Source organism: Sphingobium limneticum, assembly GCF_008710155.1.
In the GTDB taxonomy this organism is placed as follows: domain Bacteria; phylum Pseudomonadota; class Alphaproteobacteria; order Sphingomonadales; family Sphingomonadaceae; genus Sphingobium; species Sphingobium limneticum.
Window position 1 is genome coordinate 33,552 of the sequence record NZ_VYPZ01000011.1, and the last position, 15,537, is coordinate 49,088.

Sequence of the window (15,537 nt, forward strand, 5' to 3'; positions counted from 1 at the left end):
CGCGGTTTTACGCAGGTTCAGGTCAGGTGGTCGGCCACATCGCCATGGTGGTTTCCACCAGTTGCTCCAGCTGCTGCGGCGATGCGCCACCGCTGGCCTGCACGCCCATGCCCTGAATGACGGCGGTCAGATATGTGGCAAGCGCCGCCGGTTCGATGCCGACGGGCAGGTCGCCCTCCGCCTTGGCGCGCTCCAGCCGCTCGACCAACGCCTTGTCGGACGAGGCGCGACGCGCAATCACGTCGCTCTTGATCGATTCCGCCTGGGTCGTGCAGGCGACCATGCTGATCACGCCAAGGCAGGCACGCGGGTCGTTGCCGCCGGTCTGGATCTGCAAAGTGCCGCGCAACAGCCGCTCTGCCACGCCACGCGCCGTCGGTTCCTGCAACGCGGAGCGCATGTAGCAGAGCTTGTCGCGCTCATAGAGGTCGAGCGCCTTGTGGAACAGCGCTTCCTTGTTGCCGAAACAGGCATAGAGGCTGGGCTTGGTGATGCCCATGGCGTCGGTCAGTTCGGCCAGTGACGCACCTTCATAACCGCGCGTCCAGAAAACCTGGAGCGCAGCCGACAGGGCTTCCTCGGGATCGAATTCCCGGGGGCGTCCTCTCGTTACGGGTTCGGCTGCCATTTTCATACCGAGCGGTATATAGTGAGAGTCGCGGCTTTGTCCAGATAAGGGTGCCCTCCACCGCCATTAAATTCACATTTATGATATATCCATATTTGCGAACATGTGGCAGATATTCTCCCCATCTTAGGGAGAGTGAATACGCCATGTCCATAGCCACCACCCATGTCGGCAGCCTGCCGCGCGGCGATGCGTTGACCCCGTTGCTGCTGGCCCGCGACAAGGGCGAAGCTTATGACGCGGCGCTGTTCGACACGACCGTTCAGCAAGCGGTGTCGGACGCAGTGACGGCGCAGATTGCGGCGGGCGTGTCGATCGTCAGCGACGGCGAATTGGGGAAGGTCGGCTATTCCACCTATATGATCGAGCGGCTGTCGGGCTTTGGCGGTCATATCGATCGCAAGGTCGCGGCCGACCTCGCGCCGCTGCCGGCGTTGCGGCAGAAGCTGGCGGCGATCATGGGTTCGCAAGAATTCACCCGCGCTTCCTGCATCGGGCCGGTGAAGCTGGTGACGCTCGATCCGCTGCATGAGGATATTCGCCGGTTCAAGACGGCGCTGGCCGACCATCCGGGCACGCGCGCCTTCATGAACGCCGCCTCGCCCGGCCTGATCACCGCCTTTCAGGTCAATCGCCATTATCCGAGCCACGACGCCTATCTGGCCGACCTGGTCGATGCCATGCGCGAGGAATATGAGACGATCGTGGCGGCCGGGTTCGACCTGCAACTCGATTGCCCCGACCTCGCCATGTCGCGCCACACCGGTTATCAGGATGCGAGCGACGAGGAATTCATCAGGATCGCGGCGGCGAATGTCGAGGCGCTCAATGCCGCGACCGCCAATATCCCGGCGGACCGGATGCGGATGCATATTTGCTGGGGCAATTATGAAGGGCCGCACGATCATGACATTCCGCTAGAGAAGGTGATCGATATCGTGCTGGCTGCGCGGCCGGCAACCGTGCTGTTCGAGGGTGCCAATCCATGCCACGAGCATGAATGGACGGTCTGGCGCGATGCGGCGCAGCGCGGTGTGCTGCCCGACGACAAAATCCTTGCCCCCGGCCTGATCGATACCTGTTCCAACTATGTCGAGCATCCCGAACTGATCGCTCAGCGGATCGAGCGTTTTGCCGGCATCGTCGGCAAGGACCGGGTGATCGCCAGCACCGATTGCGGCTTCGGCACCTTCGCCGGATATGGCAAGATAGACCCGGCCGTGACGTGGAAGAAGCTGCGGTCGCTGCGCGCCGGTGCGGATCTGGCGGACGCGCGCCTGTGAGCAGCGATGTGACGCAGGAGCAGCGCCGCGCGATCGAGCAGGATTGCGCCCGGCTGGTCGCGCTCTACGCCAATTTGAACGATGCCGGGCGCTGGGCGGACGTCGCGGCGCTCTACGCGCAGGATGGCCGCATGGCGCGCCCGACCGCGCCCGACGCATGGATCGTGGGGCGGGACGCCATCCTGGCCGCCTTCCTCTCCCGCCCGGCGCGGACCACGCGGCATGTCTGTTCCAATGTGGTGATCGACGTGGTGAGCGAAGGCGAAGCGATCGGCGAAAGCGCTATGCTGTTGTTCACGGGCGATGGAGCGCCTAAAGTCGGCAGCTTTCACGACCGTTTCGTGGCGGTAGAGGGGGAATGGCGCTTTGCCGAAAGGCGCGGTAGCCTGACATTTTAGTTGCCGCGATTTCCGAGCCGCCGGACACTCCGGTCCGGCTCGAAATCGCTCCGATAATAAGGGGTATCGCCGACCATGAATGGGACCACGCCGTCCACCGTCAAATCGGCGATGCGCACCATCGACATCATCGAATATGTCGTCGCGCGGCCGGCCGGCGTCGTCGCGCAGGAGATTGCGGCGGGCCTGGCCATTCCGGTCAGCAGCCTGTCCTACCTGCTCGCAACCTTGGTGGAACGTCACTATCTGGCGCGCGAAGGGCGGCGATATTTGCCCGGCCCGGCGCTGGAACGGCTGGCCTCGCCCCGCGTCGCCATGTCGCTGGCCGACAAGGTCCGGCCGCTGGTCAAGTCGCTGCGCTTGCAGATCAACGAGACGGCGTCCTTCTTCGTGCGCGACGGCTGGTTGCTGGAGGCGATCGTCACCGAGACGGCGGAACAGTCGCTGCGCTATTCGATCAGCGTGGGAACGCGCAGCCCGCTCCATTGCCTGGCGGCGGGCAAGGCGCTGCTCGCTCACCTGAGCGACGCGGAGTTGGACGCCTATTTCGCACAGACGCCGCTGGAACGCTTTACCCCCAGCAGCATCGTCGATGTGGCGCAATTGCGCGCCGAACTGGCAGAGATCCGCGCGACCGGCATCGGCCGCACGCGGGAGGAATATACGCCGGGCATTTGCGGCCTGGGCATAGCGGTGGTGATCGACGGCGAAGCGGTCGGCGCCTTCGCGCTGGCCATCCCCGTCCCGCGCTTCACCGCCGAGGTGGAGGGGCGGACCATCGCCAAGCTGGAGCAGGCCGTCAGCCTGTTCGCGGCGGCGGAGATGCCTGCCGTCTGAGAGAGGGTGCGATACTGGCGCCACAACTTGGCGACAGCCGAAATTCACACCGTTGCAGGGGTATATGGGCGTAAAGCGCTCGCGAAGCGTTCCCCAAGCGTCTGCAATGCGCCGGTGTCGCGCCGCGTGGGTGACAACGACGCGACGGATGCGCGACGATCGCGCGCCAGTCACGCGACATAAAGGCGACCGGAATGCGGCAGGACCGCACCCTATAGGGTCCGGATACGCGGGGATGCAGGACGGGTCGGAGCTGTGATCCATTCGTCAGGATAGATCAGCTATTATCCTACATTGGAAGGCTTGTGTGGAACGGGTGCGAATGGCTCGTTTGCATGGATGGCAAACGCCCCCAATTCTATGCCGTCATCCCAGCGAAGGCTGGGATCTCAGGCATGGATGCGCTGCGTGAACGGACAGTGCGAGGCGGCTGGCCTTCCTTTACTGCCGCCTGAGACCCCAGCCTTCGCTGGGGTGACGACTATGAAGCAAACGAAAACGGGGGACGCCTTCCGGCATCCCCCGCTCCAACCCCGCTCGGGTATAGATTAGCCGATCAGGCGGCCTTGGTGCGCCAGCCGTCGGCATAATTGTCGCGCGCGGCTTCCGAATAGGGGACCGAGGAGACGATCGCCTTGATTTCGGTCTGCACATGGCGTTCGACGGTCGGCTTGCTCGTGCCGCCATCGGGTTCGCCCCACAGCAAGGTCACTTCGGTGCCGGGCGCGGCGAACTCGGCATCGACCATCGCCAGCGCCAGGAAGCGGCCGGCGTTGATGGTGTAGCCGATCCAGGTCGACAGGCCGACGGTCTTGCCGTCCTTGAGCACCGCGTCATAGGGGTGCATGCAATAGACGGCGCTGGGGAATTCCAGGAACTTCGCCTTGTCGCCGGTCTGGAGCATGGAGCTCATGACGCGGACGATATCCTCATTGTCGAGGGCCAGCGTCACCTTCTGGCGATGAGGCTGATCCTTGATCTTTTCCAGCGCTTCGCGGCCGACGAATTCATGATCGAACTTGACCATGATGCCATAGCCCAGCTCCCAGGGGTTCAGATAATAATCCTCGATCTTGTCGGAGACGAAGCTGCCGCCGAGCGAGCATTTGCCTTCATAGCTGTTGGCGCCGATCCATTCACGGAAGCCCTTCGAGCCTTCGCCGGTGTAGGTGGCGGGCAGCGGCGAGGGGATCCAGCCCGATTCCAGCGTGTTGGACGAATAGGTACGGCCGCCGCAGAGGGTCAGGCCATAATCCTTGCCCGCTTCGATGAGCGCGTTGCGAACGGTGTCATAATCTTCCCAGGGACCAAACAGCTCGTAACCCGGCTGGCCGGCCATGCCGTGACGCAGCGCGCGCACTTCGACGCCGGCGATGGTGATCGGCGCCATGTGGAAGAATTTCAGGTCCGGCGGGGTCTGGCCCATCGCCTGTTCCAGCACCGGCATGGCGTTCGGGCCCTGCAGCTGGAAGCGATAGTTGCGGCGATAGCCCTGCTGGTCGAGCGGACGGGCGATGGTGCGTTCGTCGCGTTCCACCTTCACGTCCCACTTGCCGGTCGAGGCCCAATATTCGACCCATTCGATCGAGGGGGCGCGGCCGACCAGTTCGAACTTTTCTTCTTCCAGATAGAAGAGGATGACGTCGCCGATCACATAGCCTTCGGGGGTTACGGGGGCGAACTGCTTGGCGCGGTTCGGCACGAAGCCCTTGAAGCTGTTGGGGGCGAGATAGGCCAGCATATCGAACGCGCCAGGGCCGGTGACGAGCAGGTCGACCATGTGGAAGCTCTGGTTGAACAGAACCGAGCTTTCCGCCCAGCTGCGCTGTTCGTCGCGCCAGTTGCTATATTCGCCGGGCACGCCGGGATAGGCGTTGGGGCCGACCTGCTGATTGCGCAGGAATTCGACGATATCACCCTTTTCATCGAGCAGCTGTTGCAGGGTCTTGTCAGTCATTCAAACCTCTCCTTCGACTTGTTTGGAAATTTACGAAATATGAGCATGGGCAGGCATGGCGAGCCATTCCTGTATCCCGGCATGGAAGGCCCGGGGCGCTTCGGCCGGCATCATGTGCCCGGCGCGTTCGACGACACGCAACTGCGCGCCGGGAATCGTGGCTGCGATGGCTTCATGCTGGGCGACCGGCGACCATTGGTCCTGCCGCCCGACGATCGCGACGGTCGGGCAGGCGATGGTGGGGAGCAACGCGTCCACTGACGGGCGGTGCAGCAGCGCCTCGATCTGCGCTTCGAACGTGGCAAGGCCAGCGTCGACCGCCATGGCATAGAGCAAGTCCATCAGCGCTTCGTCGCGCAGGCCGGCAAAGCCCATCATCGGCGGCAGCCATTGGGCGACCAGCGCAGCCATGCCCTGATCGCGGCCAAGGTCGCGCAGCGTGTAGCGCCCTTCCCGCTCGCCGGGCTTGACCGGATGGACGCCGGTATCGACCAGCGCCAGCCGTTCGACCCGGTCGGGTACCTTGCGAATCACTTCCAGTGCGACCCGCGCGCCCATGGAATGGCCGAGCAGGGCGCAGCGACCAGGCATGCGGGCGATGGCATAATCGGCCATCGCCTCGATTCGATCGCAACCGGCATAGAAACCGTCCACAACCGCGCTGCCGGGAAAAGCGGCCAGCGTTTCGCCGAACATGCGGGAATCGCACAGCAATCCCGGCAGGATCAGGAGGGGCGCGCCTAGATCGCGATCTGATGATTTCGCATCCATGAACATTTCATCTACACGAACATATTGCCCCTTGCCAGTCGAAAAATGCGTTGCCGCGTCTTTATGAGGCGAAAGGACGCCGCTCTTGACAGTGGCCGGATTTCCGCCAAACTTACACTGTAAGTCTGATAAAAGTCAGGAGAGGCGCAATCATGTATCCCTTCACCACTGGTTCGTTCGCAGTCCGCAATGGATGGTATGTCGCCGCCTTCACCCATGAAATTGGGGAAGCGCTGCTGGCGCGCACCATCCTCGACCAGCCGGTCGTCCTGTATCGGAAACAGGACGGTCGGGCGGTGGCGGTCGGCGGGCGATGTCCGCACCGCCATTTCCCGCTGGGCAAAAGCTGTCGCAAGGGGGACGGCATCGTGTGCGGCTATCATGGCATCGCCTTCGGGCCGGACGGGCAATGCACCGATATTCCGAGCCAGAGCTTCACCCCGCGATCCTATCATATCCCCAGCTACCCGCTGGTCGAACATGGGCTATGGGCGTGGATATGGATGGGCGAGGCTGACAAGGCCGATCCCGTGCTGTTGCCCGATCTGGAAGCGATCGGCCTGACGCCGGGCATGATCGCGCGGGCGCTGTTCGTGGAGCATGTGAAGGGCCGGGCGCAGTTGCTGAACGACAATCTGCTAGACCTGACCCACCTCGCCTTCCTGCATGGCAGTTCGATCGGCACGCTGGACAATGCAGCGACGCCCGAAGAGGTGGTCAAGCGACCCGGCTTTCTGAGCAGCCGCCGTCATATGCGCGATGCGGAGGCGCCGCCGGTGGTTGCGCATATGGGCCATCACCTGGCCCGGATCGACCGGGTGAGCGGGATGGATTTCCACCTGCCGGGGTTTCATGCCGGGATCGACGAAAGCCGATATCCGCAGGGTCACGCGCGGGCGGGCGAGGCCTTTGCATCGAGCCGGGTCTATCATGCGGTAACGCCGGAAACGCCGCATAGCTGCACCTATTTTTTCGCCATGGCGACGACGGACGCGAGTGCCATCGCCATCATGGAAGACTATCTGCGCCCCGTGATCGCCGAGGACAAATTCGCCACCGAGGAGATCGAGGCGATGCTGGCCGTGGTGGGCGAGAATCCCGAGGAACTGCTGCTGAAGAGCGATCGCAATGCGGTGGAAGGACGGCGCATGTTGCAGGCGATGATGGATGCGGAGCGGGTGGGGTAGATTTCCAACACTCTCCTCCGTTCGTGCTGAGTAGGGTCTGAGCCTGTCGAAGACCCATATCGAAGCACTGTTCCTTCGATACGCCACTTCGACAGGCTCAGTGGCTACTCAGGACGAACGGGTTTGGTTCTGTCCTAAATCGCATCCTCATCCGCCACGCGCAGGTGGGCGGTCAGCAGGACCAGCGCCGCGACGGCGGAGCCGAGCGCCAGGGCGAGCGAGGTAATGCCCCGCCCTGCCCCGACCGCCAGTAACTGGCCCGCAAGGAAGGGGCCGAGCGCGGCGCCGCAACGGCCGAAACCGATCACCGTGCCGGTGCCGGTCGCACGCAAGGTGGTGGGATAGATGTTGGCGATCAGCGCATAGAGCCCGACGACCGATCCGTTGGCAAGGAAGCCGAGCAGGAAGGCCGCGCCCTGCAGCATCACGATGTCGGCCGGCACGGCGCCAAAGGCGGCGACCGCCGCCCCCGCGCCGGCGAGGCCGAACAGCACCAGCGGACGCAGGCCCAGGCGCGGCGACAGGAAACCCAATATCAGCCCCCCGGTCGCGCCGCCCATGTTCATGAATACCGACACGATCGTCGCCTGCGACGGATCGAAGCCAAGCGACACGACCAGCGCCGGGGTCCAACCCAGCGCATAATAGAAGGTCATCATGTGCAGGCCGTACATGAAGATGAGCGCGATCGTCGTCGCACGATAGCGGTCGGTGAAGAGCGCGCCGATGGAGGCCTTCGGCTCCTCCAACGCGACGAGGCGACCCGCGAGCGGCTGGCCCAGACGCTTCAATATGGCGTTGATCCGCGCCAGCGCATCCGGCCCGCCGCGCGTCGCCAGCCAGCCGATCGATTCGGGCAGGAACAACAGTACCAGCGGCACCATCACCGCCGTCGCGCCCGCACCGAACAGGAAGATGGATTCCCAGCCATGATGTTTGAGCAACTGCGCCGCCGCCCAGCCGCCGACGATACCGCCGGCAGGATAGCCCGCCGCCATGATGCTGACCGACAGGTCGCGACGCTTGCGATTGGCGAACTCCGCCGACAGGGCGTTCACCGCCGCCAGCACTGCGCCGAGGCCAAGGCCGGTATAGGCGCGCAGCAGGCAGAGCAGCAGCACGTTGGAGGCGAAGGCGGAAGCGGCCATGCCGCTGACCATGATGGCGAGGCACAGCAGCACCTGCGGCCGTCGCCCGATCCGATCGGCCAACTGGCCCAACGTCAGCGACCCCACCACCATGCCGGCAAGGCCTGAGGATACGACCAGGCCGATCGCGCCGGGGCCGATGTTCCATTGCTTCGCGATGCCGGGCGCGGCGAAGGTGACCGCCAATATGTCGAAGCCATCAAGCGCGTTGAGCAGGAAGCAGATCGCGATGGCGACGCATTGCGGCAGGCGCATCGGCCGGCTGCCCAAGATGCTGCGCGGATCGTCGGCGGGCAAAGCCCTTGTCTCAATCGATGCCATGCGGCGCCCCTCTCCTATTTCTGGTTGTAGGCAGCACTGTATGCCGGCGACACAGTTTGTAAACCGGCGATATGCACGATCCCACCCAGCTTCTCCGCTTGTGCGCCCTTCTGAATAAATATAACGTTCGTTACTAATTAGGGAGAGGGTTACATCATATATGGCACAAGCCGATCGCCGTTCGGGTCCGCAGGAGACGGAACCGACCCTGTTGCTGGGCATCGCCTTCGGCTTCCTGTCCTCGCTCGGCCCCTTTGCCATCGACCTGTATCTGCCGGCCATGCCGGGCATGGCGCAGGCGATGGCGGCGGACAGCGGCGCGGTGCAGCGTACCCTGTCCGCCTTTTTCCTGGGGCTGGCGCTGGCGCAGATTCCGCTCGGCACGCTGGGCGATCGCTATGGCCGGCGTCGGCCCCTGATTGGCGGGCTGTTGCTGTTCGCGATCGCATCCATCGCTTGTGCCATGGCGACCAGCCTAGACATGCTGATCGCGTGCCGCTTTCTCCAGGGCATGGGTGCATGCGCCGGCACGTCGAGCGTGCGGGCGATGATCCGCGACCGGCATAGCGGCCATCGCGCGGCGCAACTGATGGCCTTCACCTTCCTGATCATCGGCATATCGCCGGTATTGGCGCCACTGGCGGGCAGCTATTTGTTGCAGGCGATGAGCTGGCGCGGGCTGTTCCTGCTGCTGGCCGGCGGCGGGGCGGTGGCGTTGATCGCGGTGTCGATCTTCCTGCCCGAATCGCTGCCGCCGCAGCGGCGGTTGCATCGCCAGCCGATGCTGCATGCCTATGGCCGGCTGCTCGGCACGCCTGCCTTTCTGGGCTGGACGCTAGTGGCGGGACTGGCGACGACCGTGCCCTTCGCCTTCGTGACCGCCGCGCCCTTCATCTACACGCAGGGCTTTGGCCTGAGCGCACACCATTATAGCCTGTTGCTGGCGCTCAATGCCGTGACGTCGATCATCGCCACCCAGTTCGCGCCATCGCTGATGCGGCGGCTGGGCGCGCGGCCGCTGGTCACGGGTGTGGCGCTGGTCGCGATGGGCGCGACCGCGCTGATCGCGATGGCGGGCCTGACGATGCCTGTGCCGATCGCCCTGTTCCAGCCATGGTCGATGCTGCTCTTCGCCCTGTCCGGCTTCATCCTGACGCCGGCCGCCATATCAGCGCTGGATGCCGCAGCGGGCGGCGCGGGCGCGGCGGCCGGGCTGCTCGGCACATTGCAGCTGGCGATCACGGCGGCGGCCAGTGCGGCGGTATCGCTGCTGCCGTCGGTGTCGATCCTGCCGCTGACCGGGGTGCTGGGCGTCAGTTTCCTGACGATGCTGCTGGTGATGCTGGCGCTTGGCGGACGGGCTTCGCCCGCCAGCGCCTGAACCGCCCCCGTTCGCTCAGGCGGCGGGTTCGTCGTCTCCATCGGGGCGGGTGAATTCCAGGAAGCGGCTGTTGCCCGCCTCGTCATTCGCCTCCAGCGTATCGACCAACGTGTCGAGATACTGGTTCAGCGTATCGACTTCCTTGGCTTTCAGGTCGGAGACGAGATAGGTGGCGACCTTGTCGGTCTGCGGCCGCATCAACCGATAGAGCCGCCGCCCCTCATCCGTCAGGACCAATATCTTGCGCCGCTTGTTGGCGGGGTCGCGTTCCACCGTGATGCGGCCGTGCTTCTGGAGCGCGGCAACCGCGCGCGAGACGCTCATCGGATTGACCCCGGTCATCTCCGCCAGTTCATGGCTGGCCGAATTGGGAAAGCGGCCGAGCAGCATCAGCAGGCGGAACTCGTTAAGGCTGATCTTGTAGCGATGCTCCAGATAGGTGGAAAAAGGCGCCATCAGCTTGTTCGCCAGCCGCAGGACGCGGTGGAGCGTATCGGCGGGACTGGCTTCGGCCGACGCCGACGGCTTTTGGGACGGGCTGCTGTTCGACATGGTCTTCCGATAGGGCATCTGCCGGCGCTCAAGTCAAGCCGACGATGGCACAGCCCACGCTGGTGAACCGGCCATCGACGACGTGATAATGGATATATTGGCGCATTTGCTGCACTTCGCCCTTCGCGATCGGCATGAACTGGTCGAGGCCGTTAGCGGCAAGGGTGGCGGCGTCGAGATCCTGTGTTGCTTCCACCCGGATGATCCCTTCCAGCGCGACCAGCTCGTCGCTGGCGGCGAAGCGCTCGATCGTCAGCGTCTCGATCACATGGGCGTGGAGGAAGCTGTAGAAGCGCTTGAACGCGTCGCGCGTGCCAAGGTCGACGCCAAAGAAACGGATGCTGGCGCCGGGCGCGTAGAAATCGAAGACCGTGTCATAGTCGCGATCGTTGAAGGCGTGCGCATAGCGGTCATAATCGGCGCGGTTCATGGCGCTTTCCTCTTCCTTGGCTCTTGTTCTTTTAATAACGATCGTTATCGTAACCGCAAAGCAAGGCGATGCGCCAGCGGAAAATAGAGGAGAGGATGATGGCTTATACGCCGCAGGAGCAGCACAATCTGGATCTGGTCCAGGCGATGTTCGACCATGTGCTGATACCGATGGATGCCGACGCGGCGGATCGGTTCATCGCGCCCGACTATATCCAGCATAATCAGTGGGTGGATACGGGGCTGGAGCCGCTGAAGGCCTTTCTGCGCAAGGTGCGGGGCGAAAATCCGCACGCGGTGCATGACATCAAACGGCGCTTTGCCGATGGCGACCATGTGATCGTCCATTATCATGTGCGGCGATTTGCGGGCGATCCGGGCTTTGCGGTGATAGATATTTTTCGGGTCGAGGGCGACATGATCGTCGAGCATTGGGACACGGTGCAGGATGTGCCGACCGACAGTCCCAATCCCCATTCGCCCTTCTGAACCGGGAGAGACATCATGCGGTTCAAGGACAAGATCATATTGGTGGTCGGCGGCAATAGCGGCATCGGCCTGGGCAGCGCGCAGGCCTTTGCGGCGGAGGGTGGGATCGTGCGGCTGACCGGGCGGGATCCGGCGACGATCGACGCGGCGGTGGCGGCGATAGACGGCGCGCGGGGTTATCGCGCGGACATGGCCGATCTGAACGCGATGGAGGCGGTGATCGCCGATATCGCGGCACAGGACGGGCGGATCGACACGCTGTTCGTCAATGCGGGCGTGGGCGGCTTCGCGCCGTTTCGCGACCTGACGCCGGCCGACTGGGACCATGTCCATGGCGTCAATCTGCGCGGCTGCGTCTTTGCTATCCAGAAGGCGCTGCGGCTGATGGGCCGGGGTGGGTCGATCGTGGCGACGGGGTCGATCGGCGGCCATGCCTTCCTGCCCGGCAACACCGCTTATGCCGCGACCAAGGGCGGGCTTTATGCCGCGCTGAAGGTGATTGCGGGCGAACTGGTGAGCGAGGGCATCCGCGTCAATCTGGTCAGTCCCGGCCCGATCGAGACGCCGCTGCTGCACCGCAATCCGGGCATGAGCGATGCCGATGTGGACAATCTGCGCGCGGCGATGATCGCGGCGGTGCCGATGAAGCGCATGGGCCGGGCGGAGGAAGTGGCGCGCGCCGTGCTGTTCCTGGCGTCGGATGAGGCCAGTTTTATCACTGCCGCCAATCTCTTTGTCGATGGCGGCACGTTGGAATTAGGGTGATACGGGAGCTGGGATGATGAGTGACTTGTTTTCGACGCTGGACAATCCGCGACTGGAGTTCGCGATGGAGGTGCGGCTGCAATTTCCGCGCGTCCAGACTATCGTCAACACGCCGATGGGCGGCAATCGCAGTGCGGTCTATGTCGATGGCGGGACGTTCGAGGGGCCAAGGATCAAGGGCAAGGCGGTGCCGGGATCAGGCGGCGACTATGCCTATTTCCGGCCGGACGATGTTGCCGTGTTCGATGCGCGCTATATGTTGGAGGAGGAGGATGGGACGCTGATCCTGCTCAACAATCGCGGTTTCCTGTGGGGGCGAAAGCCCGACACGATGGCGCGCTTGCGCGACTGGGCCTTTGCCGACGGCGCGCCGGTGGAGCAACAGGATTATTATCTGCGCGGCAATCCCAGCTTCGAATGTCCGGTCGGCAAGCATGACTGGCTGACCAAACATGTGTTCATCGGCGTGGGCGAGCGGCGAGCGGACGGAAATGTGCTGCGCTATTATGCGCTGACTTGAGTCAGACCCACCATCCGTTCGTTTCGAGCCCTTCGACTGCCTGCCAAGGCAGGCGCTCAGGATAAACTGAGTCGAGAGACGGTAAGCGCAATGCTATCCACTTTTCGACTTCGCTCGAAACGAACGGAAGTTGCTGGTTCAAAGAGAAATCAGCGCGTCCAGCGCGATCGCGCCCTGCCCCTGCGGGTAGACGATCACGGGGTTGAGATCGACTTCGCTGATTGCCGGAGTGGCCGCGACCATCTGGCCCATGCGCTGGACGATGTCGGCGACGGCGCCGATATCCATGGCCGGTGCGCCACGGAAACCGTCGAGCAGCGGCGCCATGCGAAGGGTGCGGATCTGCGCGATGATCGCGTCGCGGGTCAGGTCGGGCGGGAGCAGGCAGACGTCGTGCAGCAGTTCCGCCGCCACGCCGCCGAAGCCGACGAGGATGGTCGGCCCCCAATGCGGATCGTTGCGGGCGCCCACGATCAGTTCGACGCCCTTGGCCGCCATCCCCTCCACCAGCACGCCGTCCAGCACCAGGTCGGGGCGCGAAGCGGCGAGATTGGCCATCAGCCTGTCCCAGCCGGCCGCGACGGCATCGGCATCGGCCAGATTGATGATGACGCCGCCGGCGTCGCTCTTGTGCGGCAGTTCGGGGGACTGGGCCTTCAGGACCACCGGATAGCCGAGCCGATCGGCAGCGGCGACCGCGTCCGCCGCGCTTTGCGCCAGTGCGAAGGCGGGGAAGGCGATGCCCTGCGCGCCCATGATCGCCTTGGAAAGATGTTCGGGGATGGTGCTGCCGACCTGCGACAGGCCATCGACCGGCTGAGCATCGAGCGGCGCGACTGCCGCGTCGCGCTGGCGATAGGCGGCGATGCGGGCGAGCGCGCGCAGCAACCGTTCGGCGGTCGGCAGATAGGTGACGCCGGCTTTACGCAGCGCGGCGAGATCGTCGGCGAAGACGGCACCGCCTTCATCGACGCCGCCGACAATGACCGGCTTGGTGTCGCCGATGGCGTCCAGCGCATCCAGCACTGCCTTGAACTTCACATGCGAGGTGCCGGTGTCAGTCTGGATGAGCGTCAGCAAGATGGTGCCGATCCGGTCGTCCTGCGCCAGCGCGGCCAGCGTGCGGCCGTAAAGGCCAGGATCGACCAGCCCCTGCGCGGTGATGTCCATCGGGTTGGTGACGGGGACGAAATCGGGCAGTGCCGCGCGCAGTGCCGGGCTGTCCGCATCGGTGAGTTTGGGCAGGTCGAGATCGACCGCTTCGGCCAGATCCAGCATCATCGCCTTGAACGCGCCGGATTCCGCGACGATGCCCGTGCCGCCCATGCCTGCGTCAGGGGAGCGGGCAAGGATTTCGACGATGTCGCCCAGCTCCTCCAGCGATTCCGCCAGGATGACACCGGCGCGCTCGACATGGACGGCCATGACCGCATGGTCGCCGGCCATCGCGCCGGTATGGGTGGCGGCGCTGGCCGCACCCGCTGCGCTGCGGCCGGGATGGAGCAGCACGACGGCCTTGCCGGCCGCGCGCGCCGCACGGGCGGCGGCAAGGAAGCGGGCGGGGTCGCGCACATGCTCGGCGATCAGGGCGATGACGGCGGTGTCGGGCTGATCGACCAGATGGGCGAGATAATCCTCGATCCCGCTCGCCGCCTCATTGCCTGTTGAGATGTAGCAGCTCAAGGGCACGTCGCGGTGGATCATGGTCGTCGCCAGCACGGCGGCCATGGCACCTGATTGCGAGACGATGCCGACGCGGCGATCGCCCTGCGCCTTCGCCTCCGGCATTTCGATGAAGGTCAGCGAGACATTGTCGCGGAAGTTGACGAGGCCCAGGCAATTCGGCCCCTCGACCACCATGCCGCTTTCGCGCGCGATGCGGGCGATTTCCTGCTGATCGGCCAGACCCTGCGGGCCATCCTCGGCAAAGCCGGCGGAAAAGATGACGGCGGCCCCCACGCCCTTGCGCGCAAGCCCACGGATCGCGTCCAGTACGCCGACGCGCGGGATGGCGAGAACAGCGACATGGACACCCGATGGCAGGTCATCGACCGACGCGACGCAGGGCCGGCCGCCAATCTCCGTCCGCTTGGGATTGACCAGATGGATGTCGCCATCGAACCCCTGCCGCACCAGATTGGCGAGAACCGAAGCGCCCAGCGCGCCGGGCTTGTCCGACGCGCCGATGATCGCGACCGAACGGGGCCGAAGCAGGCAATCGAGCGAGGCGGACGGGAGGCTCCGGTCCGATGTTGCCGGTCCATCCATCAAAGCAGCTTCCGTCACGCGCGCCTGTCTCCTGTTCGTGCGGTTGCTTGCATCGAATCAACCGCTTGTTTCGCGCCAATTGTGCGCCAAGGATACAGTTTGCGCAAGCGGCCTTGTCATCAATCCTCGTCATCCTCCAGCGTCGGGGACAGACCAAGGCGCGCCAGCAGGGCAAGGAGAGTCTTTAGCTCCTCCGCGCCGAGCCGCTGGGTCATGCGCGCGTCGGACTGGCGCACAGCCGCCAGCATCGCGTCCAGCTGGCGCGCGCCTTCGGGCAACAGCATCAGCGCGTTGGTGCGCAGGTCGCGCCCCGGTCGCCGCTCCACCAGCCCCTTGTCGGCCAGGATGTTGACCAGCTTCATCGCACTGGACCGGTTGATGCTGAGCGCCCGGCCCAGTGCGGTCTGGTCGCAACCGGGATTGTCGCGGATCAGGATCAGTGCCGTCATCTTGGCCGGCGACAGATCATGATCGGCCAGCGCCGCGCGCGCGTCCGTTTCCATCAGCAGATTGGCCCGCTGTACGCGATAGCCCACGAGCGACTGGAGATCGGCCCCCTGTTTCATCCCTTCACTATACCCCTTGTCAATATTGTATCCCTAG

General features: G+C 64.4%; 16 protein-coding genes. 8 read left to right on the forward strand and 8 right to left on the reverse strand.

What is annotated here, in order from left to right; all coding sequences use genetic code 11:
- Nucleotides 1–22 precede the first annotated feature (22 nt).
- On the reverse strand, nucleotides 23–634 hold the full coding sequence (locus tag F4U94_RS14230; protein WP_120252357.1) for a TetR/AcrR family transcriptional regulator: 612 nt from the start codon (nucleotides 632–634) through the stop codon (nucleotides 23–25).
- A 140-nt stretch (nucleotides 635–774) separates the two neighbouring features.
- On the opposite strand from F4U94_RS14230, the gene F4U94_RS25000 reads away from it, so the two are divergent.
- The 3 genes from F4U94_RS25000 to F4U94_RS14245 all read left to right on the forward strand — a co-directional run bounded on the left by F4U94_RS25000 (nucleotide 775) and on the right by F4U94_RS14245 (nucleotide 3,146).
- Nucleotides 775–1,911 (forward strand): cobalamin-independent methionine synthase II family protein, encoded by a 1,137-nt coding sequence (locus F4U94_RS25000; RefSeq protein WP_120252356.1) that lies wholly within the window; start codon nucleotides 775–777, stop codon nucleotides 1,909–1,911.
- The gene (locus F4U94_RS25005; RefSeq protein ID WP_232016398.1) at nucleotides 1,908–2,309 is read left to right on the forward strand and encodes a nuclear transport factor 2 family protein; all 402 of its coding nucleotides are present in this window, start codon (nucleotides 1,908–1,910) and stop codon (nucleotides 2,307–2,309) included. Before F4U94_RS25000 ends, F4U94_RS25005 begins: the two co-directional genes overlap by 4 nt.
- A 75-nt stretch (nucleotides 2,310–2,384) precedes the next feature.
- The gene (locus F4U94_RS14245; RefSeq protein ID WP_120252354.1) at nucleotides 2,385–3,146 is read left to right on the forward strand and encodes an IclR family transcriptional regulator; all 762 of its coding nucleotides are present in this window, start codon (nucleotides 2,385–2,387) and stop codon (nucleotides 3,144–3,146) included.
- Nucleotides 3,147–3,702: 556 nt separating this feature from the next.
- On the opposite strand, the gene desA is transcribed toward F4U94_RS14245, so the two are convergent.
- Nucleotides 3,703–5,103, reverse strand: a complete 1,401-nt coding sequence (gene desA / locus F4U94_RS14250; protein ID WP_120252353.1) for a syringate O-demethylase — start codon at nucleotides 5,101–5,103, stop codon at nucleotides 3,703–3,705.
- Nucleotides 5,104–5,133: 30 nt separating this feature from the next.
- On the reverse strand, nucleotides 5,134–5,874 hold the full coding sequence (locus tag F4U94_RS14255) for an alpha/beta fold hydrolase (RefSeq protein ID WP_120253435.1): 741 nt from the start codon (nucleotides 5,872–5,874) through the stop codon (nucleotides 5,134–5,136).
- 152 nt (nucleotides 5,875–6,026) lie between these two features.
- Here F4U94_RS14255 and F4U94_RS14260 point away from each other — a divergent pair, with 152 nt between their 5' ends.
- Entirely contained in the window at nucleotides 6,027–7,061 is a 1,035-nt protein-coding gene (locus tag F4U94_RS14260) for an aromatic ring-hydroxylating oxygenase subunit alpha (protein ID WP_120252352.1), read from the forward strand.
- 134 nt (nucleotides 7,062–7,195) lie between these two features.
- Here F4U94_RS14260 and F4U94_RS14265 read toward each other — a convergent pair whose 3' ends face one another.
- Nucleotides 7,196–8,530 (reverse strand): MFS transporter, encoded by a 1,335-nt coding sequence (locus tag F4U94_RS14265; protein ID WP_120252351.1) that lies wholly within the window; start codon nucleotides 8,528–8,530, stop codon nucleotides 7,196–7,198.
- A gap of 160 nt (nucleotides 8,531–8,690) precedes the next feature.
- Between F4U94_RS14265 and F4U94_RS14270 the strand changes: the two genes are divergently transcribed.
- Entirely contained in the window at nucleotides 8,691–9,911 is a 1,221-nt protein-coding gene (locus F4U94_RS14270; protein WP_120252350.1) for a multidrug effflux MFS transporter, read from the forward strand.
- A gap of 15 nt (nucleotides 9,912–9,926) precedes the next feature.
- On the opposite strand, the gene F4U94_RS14275 is transcribed toward F4U94_RS14270, so the two are convergent.
- Entirely contained in the window at nucleotides 9,927–10,481 is a 555-nt protein-coding gene (locus F4U94_RS14275; protein WP_120252349.1) for a MarR family winged helix-turn-helix transcriptional regulator, read from the reverse strand.
- A gap of 10 nt (nucleotides 10,482–10,491) precedes the next feature.
- On the reverse strand, nucleotides 10,492–10,893 hold the full coding sequence (locus tag F4U94_RS14280) for a nuclear transport factor 2 family protein (protein ID WP_120252348.1): 402 nt from the start codon (nucleotides 10,891–10,893) through the stop codon (nucleotides 10,492–10,494).
- A 95-nt stretch (nucleotides 10,894–10,988) separates the two neighbouring features.
- Between F4U94_RS14280 and F4U94_RS14285 the strand changes: the two genes are divergently transcribed.
- Genes F4U94_RS14285 through F4U94_RS14295 form a run of 3 tightly spaced genes read left to right on the forward strand, consistent with a single transcriptional unit; the run spans nucleotide 10,989 to nucleotide 12,666 of the window.
- Nucleotides 10,989–11,381 (forward strand): nuclear transport factor 2 family protein, encoded by a 393-nt coding sequence (locus F4U94_RS14285; protein ID WP_425505079.1) that lies wholly within the window; start codon nucleotides 10,989–10,991, stop codon nucleotides 11,379–11,381.
- A gap of 15 nt (nucleotides 11,382–11,396) precedes the next feature.
- On the forward strand, nucleotides 11,397–12,146 hold the full coding sequence (locus tag F4U94_RS14290) for an SDR family oxidoreductase (RefSeq protein WP_150411939.1): 750 nt from the start codon (nucleotides 11,397–11,399) through the stop codon (nucleotides 12,144–12,146).
- A 16-nt stretch (nucleotides 12,147–12,162) separates the two neighbouring features.
- The gene (locus F4U94_RS14295; RefSeq protein WP_120253433.1) at nucleotides 12,163–12,666 is read left to right on the forward strand and encodes a DUF3237 domain-containing protein; all 504 of its coding nucleotides are present in this window, start codon (nucleotides 12,163–12,165) and stop codon (nucleotides 12,664–12,666) included.
- A gap of 138 nt (nucleotides 12,667–12,804) precedes the next feature.
- Here the strand turns inward: F4U94_RS14295 and F4U94_RS14300 are convergent, their stop codons facing one another.
- Both F4U94_RS14300 and F4U94_RS14305 read right to left on the reverse strand, forming a co-directional pair.
- Nucleotides 12,805–14,934 (reverse strand): acetate--CoA ligase family protein, encoded by a 2,130-nt coding sequence (locus F4U94_RS14300; protein ID WP_120252346.1) that lies wholly within the window; start codon nucleotides 14,932–14,934, stop codon nucleotides 12,805–12,807.
- Between the two features lie 119 nt (nucleotides 14,935–15,053).
- The gene (locus tag F4U94_RS14305) at nucleotides 15,054–15,500 is read right to left on the reverse strand and encodes a MarR family winged helix-turn-helix transcriptional regulator (protein ID WP_120252345.1); all 447 of its coding nucleotides are present in this window, start codon (nucleotides 15,498–15,500) and stop codon (nucleotides 15,054–15,056) included.
- Between the last annotated feature and the right edge of the window lie 37 nt (nucleotides 15,501–15,537).

Bases quoted from the DNA above. Each gene is read 5' to 3' on its own strand.
- F4U94_RS14270 (WP_120252350.1), top strand. From the start codon at position 8,691: ATGGCACAAGCCGATCGCCGTTCGGGTCCGCAGGAGACGGAACCGACC.
- F4U94_RS14275 (WP_120252349.1), bottom strand. From the start codon at position 10,481: ATGCCCTATCGGAAGACCATGTCGAACAGCAGCCCGTCCCAAAAGCCG.
- F4U94_RS14245 (WP_120252354.1), top strand. From the start codon at position 2,385: ATGAATGGGACCACGCCGTCCACCGTCAAATCGGCGATGCGCACCATC.
- F4U94_RS14305 (WP_120252345.1), bottom strand. From the start codon at position 15,500: ATGAAACAGGGGGCCGATCTCCAGTCGCTCGTGGGCTATCGCGTACAG.
- F4U94_RS14295 (WP_120253433.1), top strand. From the start codon at position 12,163: ATGAGTGACTTGTTTTCGACGCTGGACAATCCGCGACTGGAGTTCGCG.
- F4U94_RS14300 (WP_120252346.1), bottom strand. From the start codon at position 14,934: ATGGATGGACCGGCAACATCGGACCGGAGCCTCCCGTCCGCCTCGCTC.
- F4U94_RS25000 (WP_120252356.1), top strand. From the start codon at position 775: ATGTCCATAGCCACCACCCATGTCGGCAGCCTGCCGCGCGGCGATGCG.
- F4U94_RS14265 (WP_120252351.1), bottom strand. From the start codon at position 8,530: ATGGCATCGATTGAGACAAGGGCTTTGCCCGCCGACGATCCGCGCAGC.
- F4U94_RS14260 (WP_120252352.1), top strand. From the start codon at position 6,027: ATGTATCCCTTCACCACTGGTTCGTTCGCAGTCCGCAATGGATGGTAT.
- desA (WP_120252353.1), bottom strand. From the start codon at position 5,103: ATGACTGACAAGACCCTGCAACAGCTGCTCGATGAAAAGGGTGATATC.
- F4U94_RS14255 (WP_120253435.1), bottom strand. From the start codon at position 5,874: ATGGATGCGAAATCATCAGATCGCGATCTAGGCGCGCCCCTCCTGATC.
- F4U94_RS14230 (WP_120252357.1), bottom strand. From the start codon at position 634: ATGAAAATGGCAGCCGAACCCGTAACGAGAGGACGCCCCCGGGAATTC.
- F4U94_RS14290 (WP_150411939.1), top strand. From the start codon at position 11,397: ATGCGGTTCAAGGACAAGATCATATTGGTGGTCGGCGGCAATAGCGGC.
- F4U94_RS14280 (WP_120252348.1), bottom strand. From the start codon at position 10,893: ATGAACCGCGCCGATTATGACCGCTATGCGCACGCCTTCAACGATCGC.
- F4U94_RS14285 (WP_425505079.1), top strand. From the start codon at position 10,989: ATGATGGCTTATACGCCGCAGGAGCAGCACAATCTGGATCTGGTCCAG.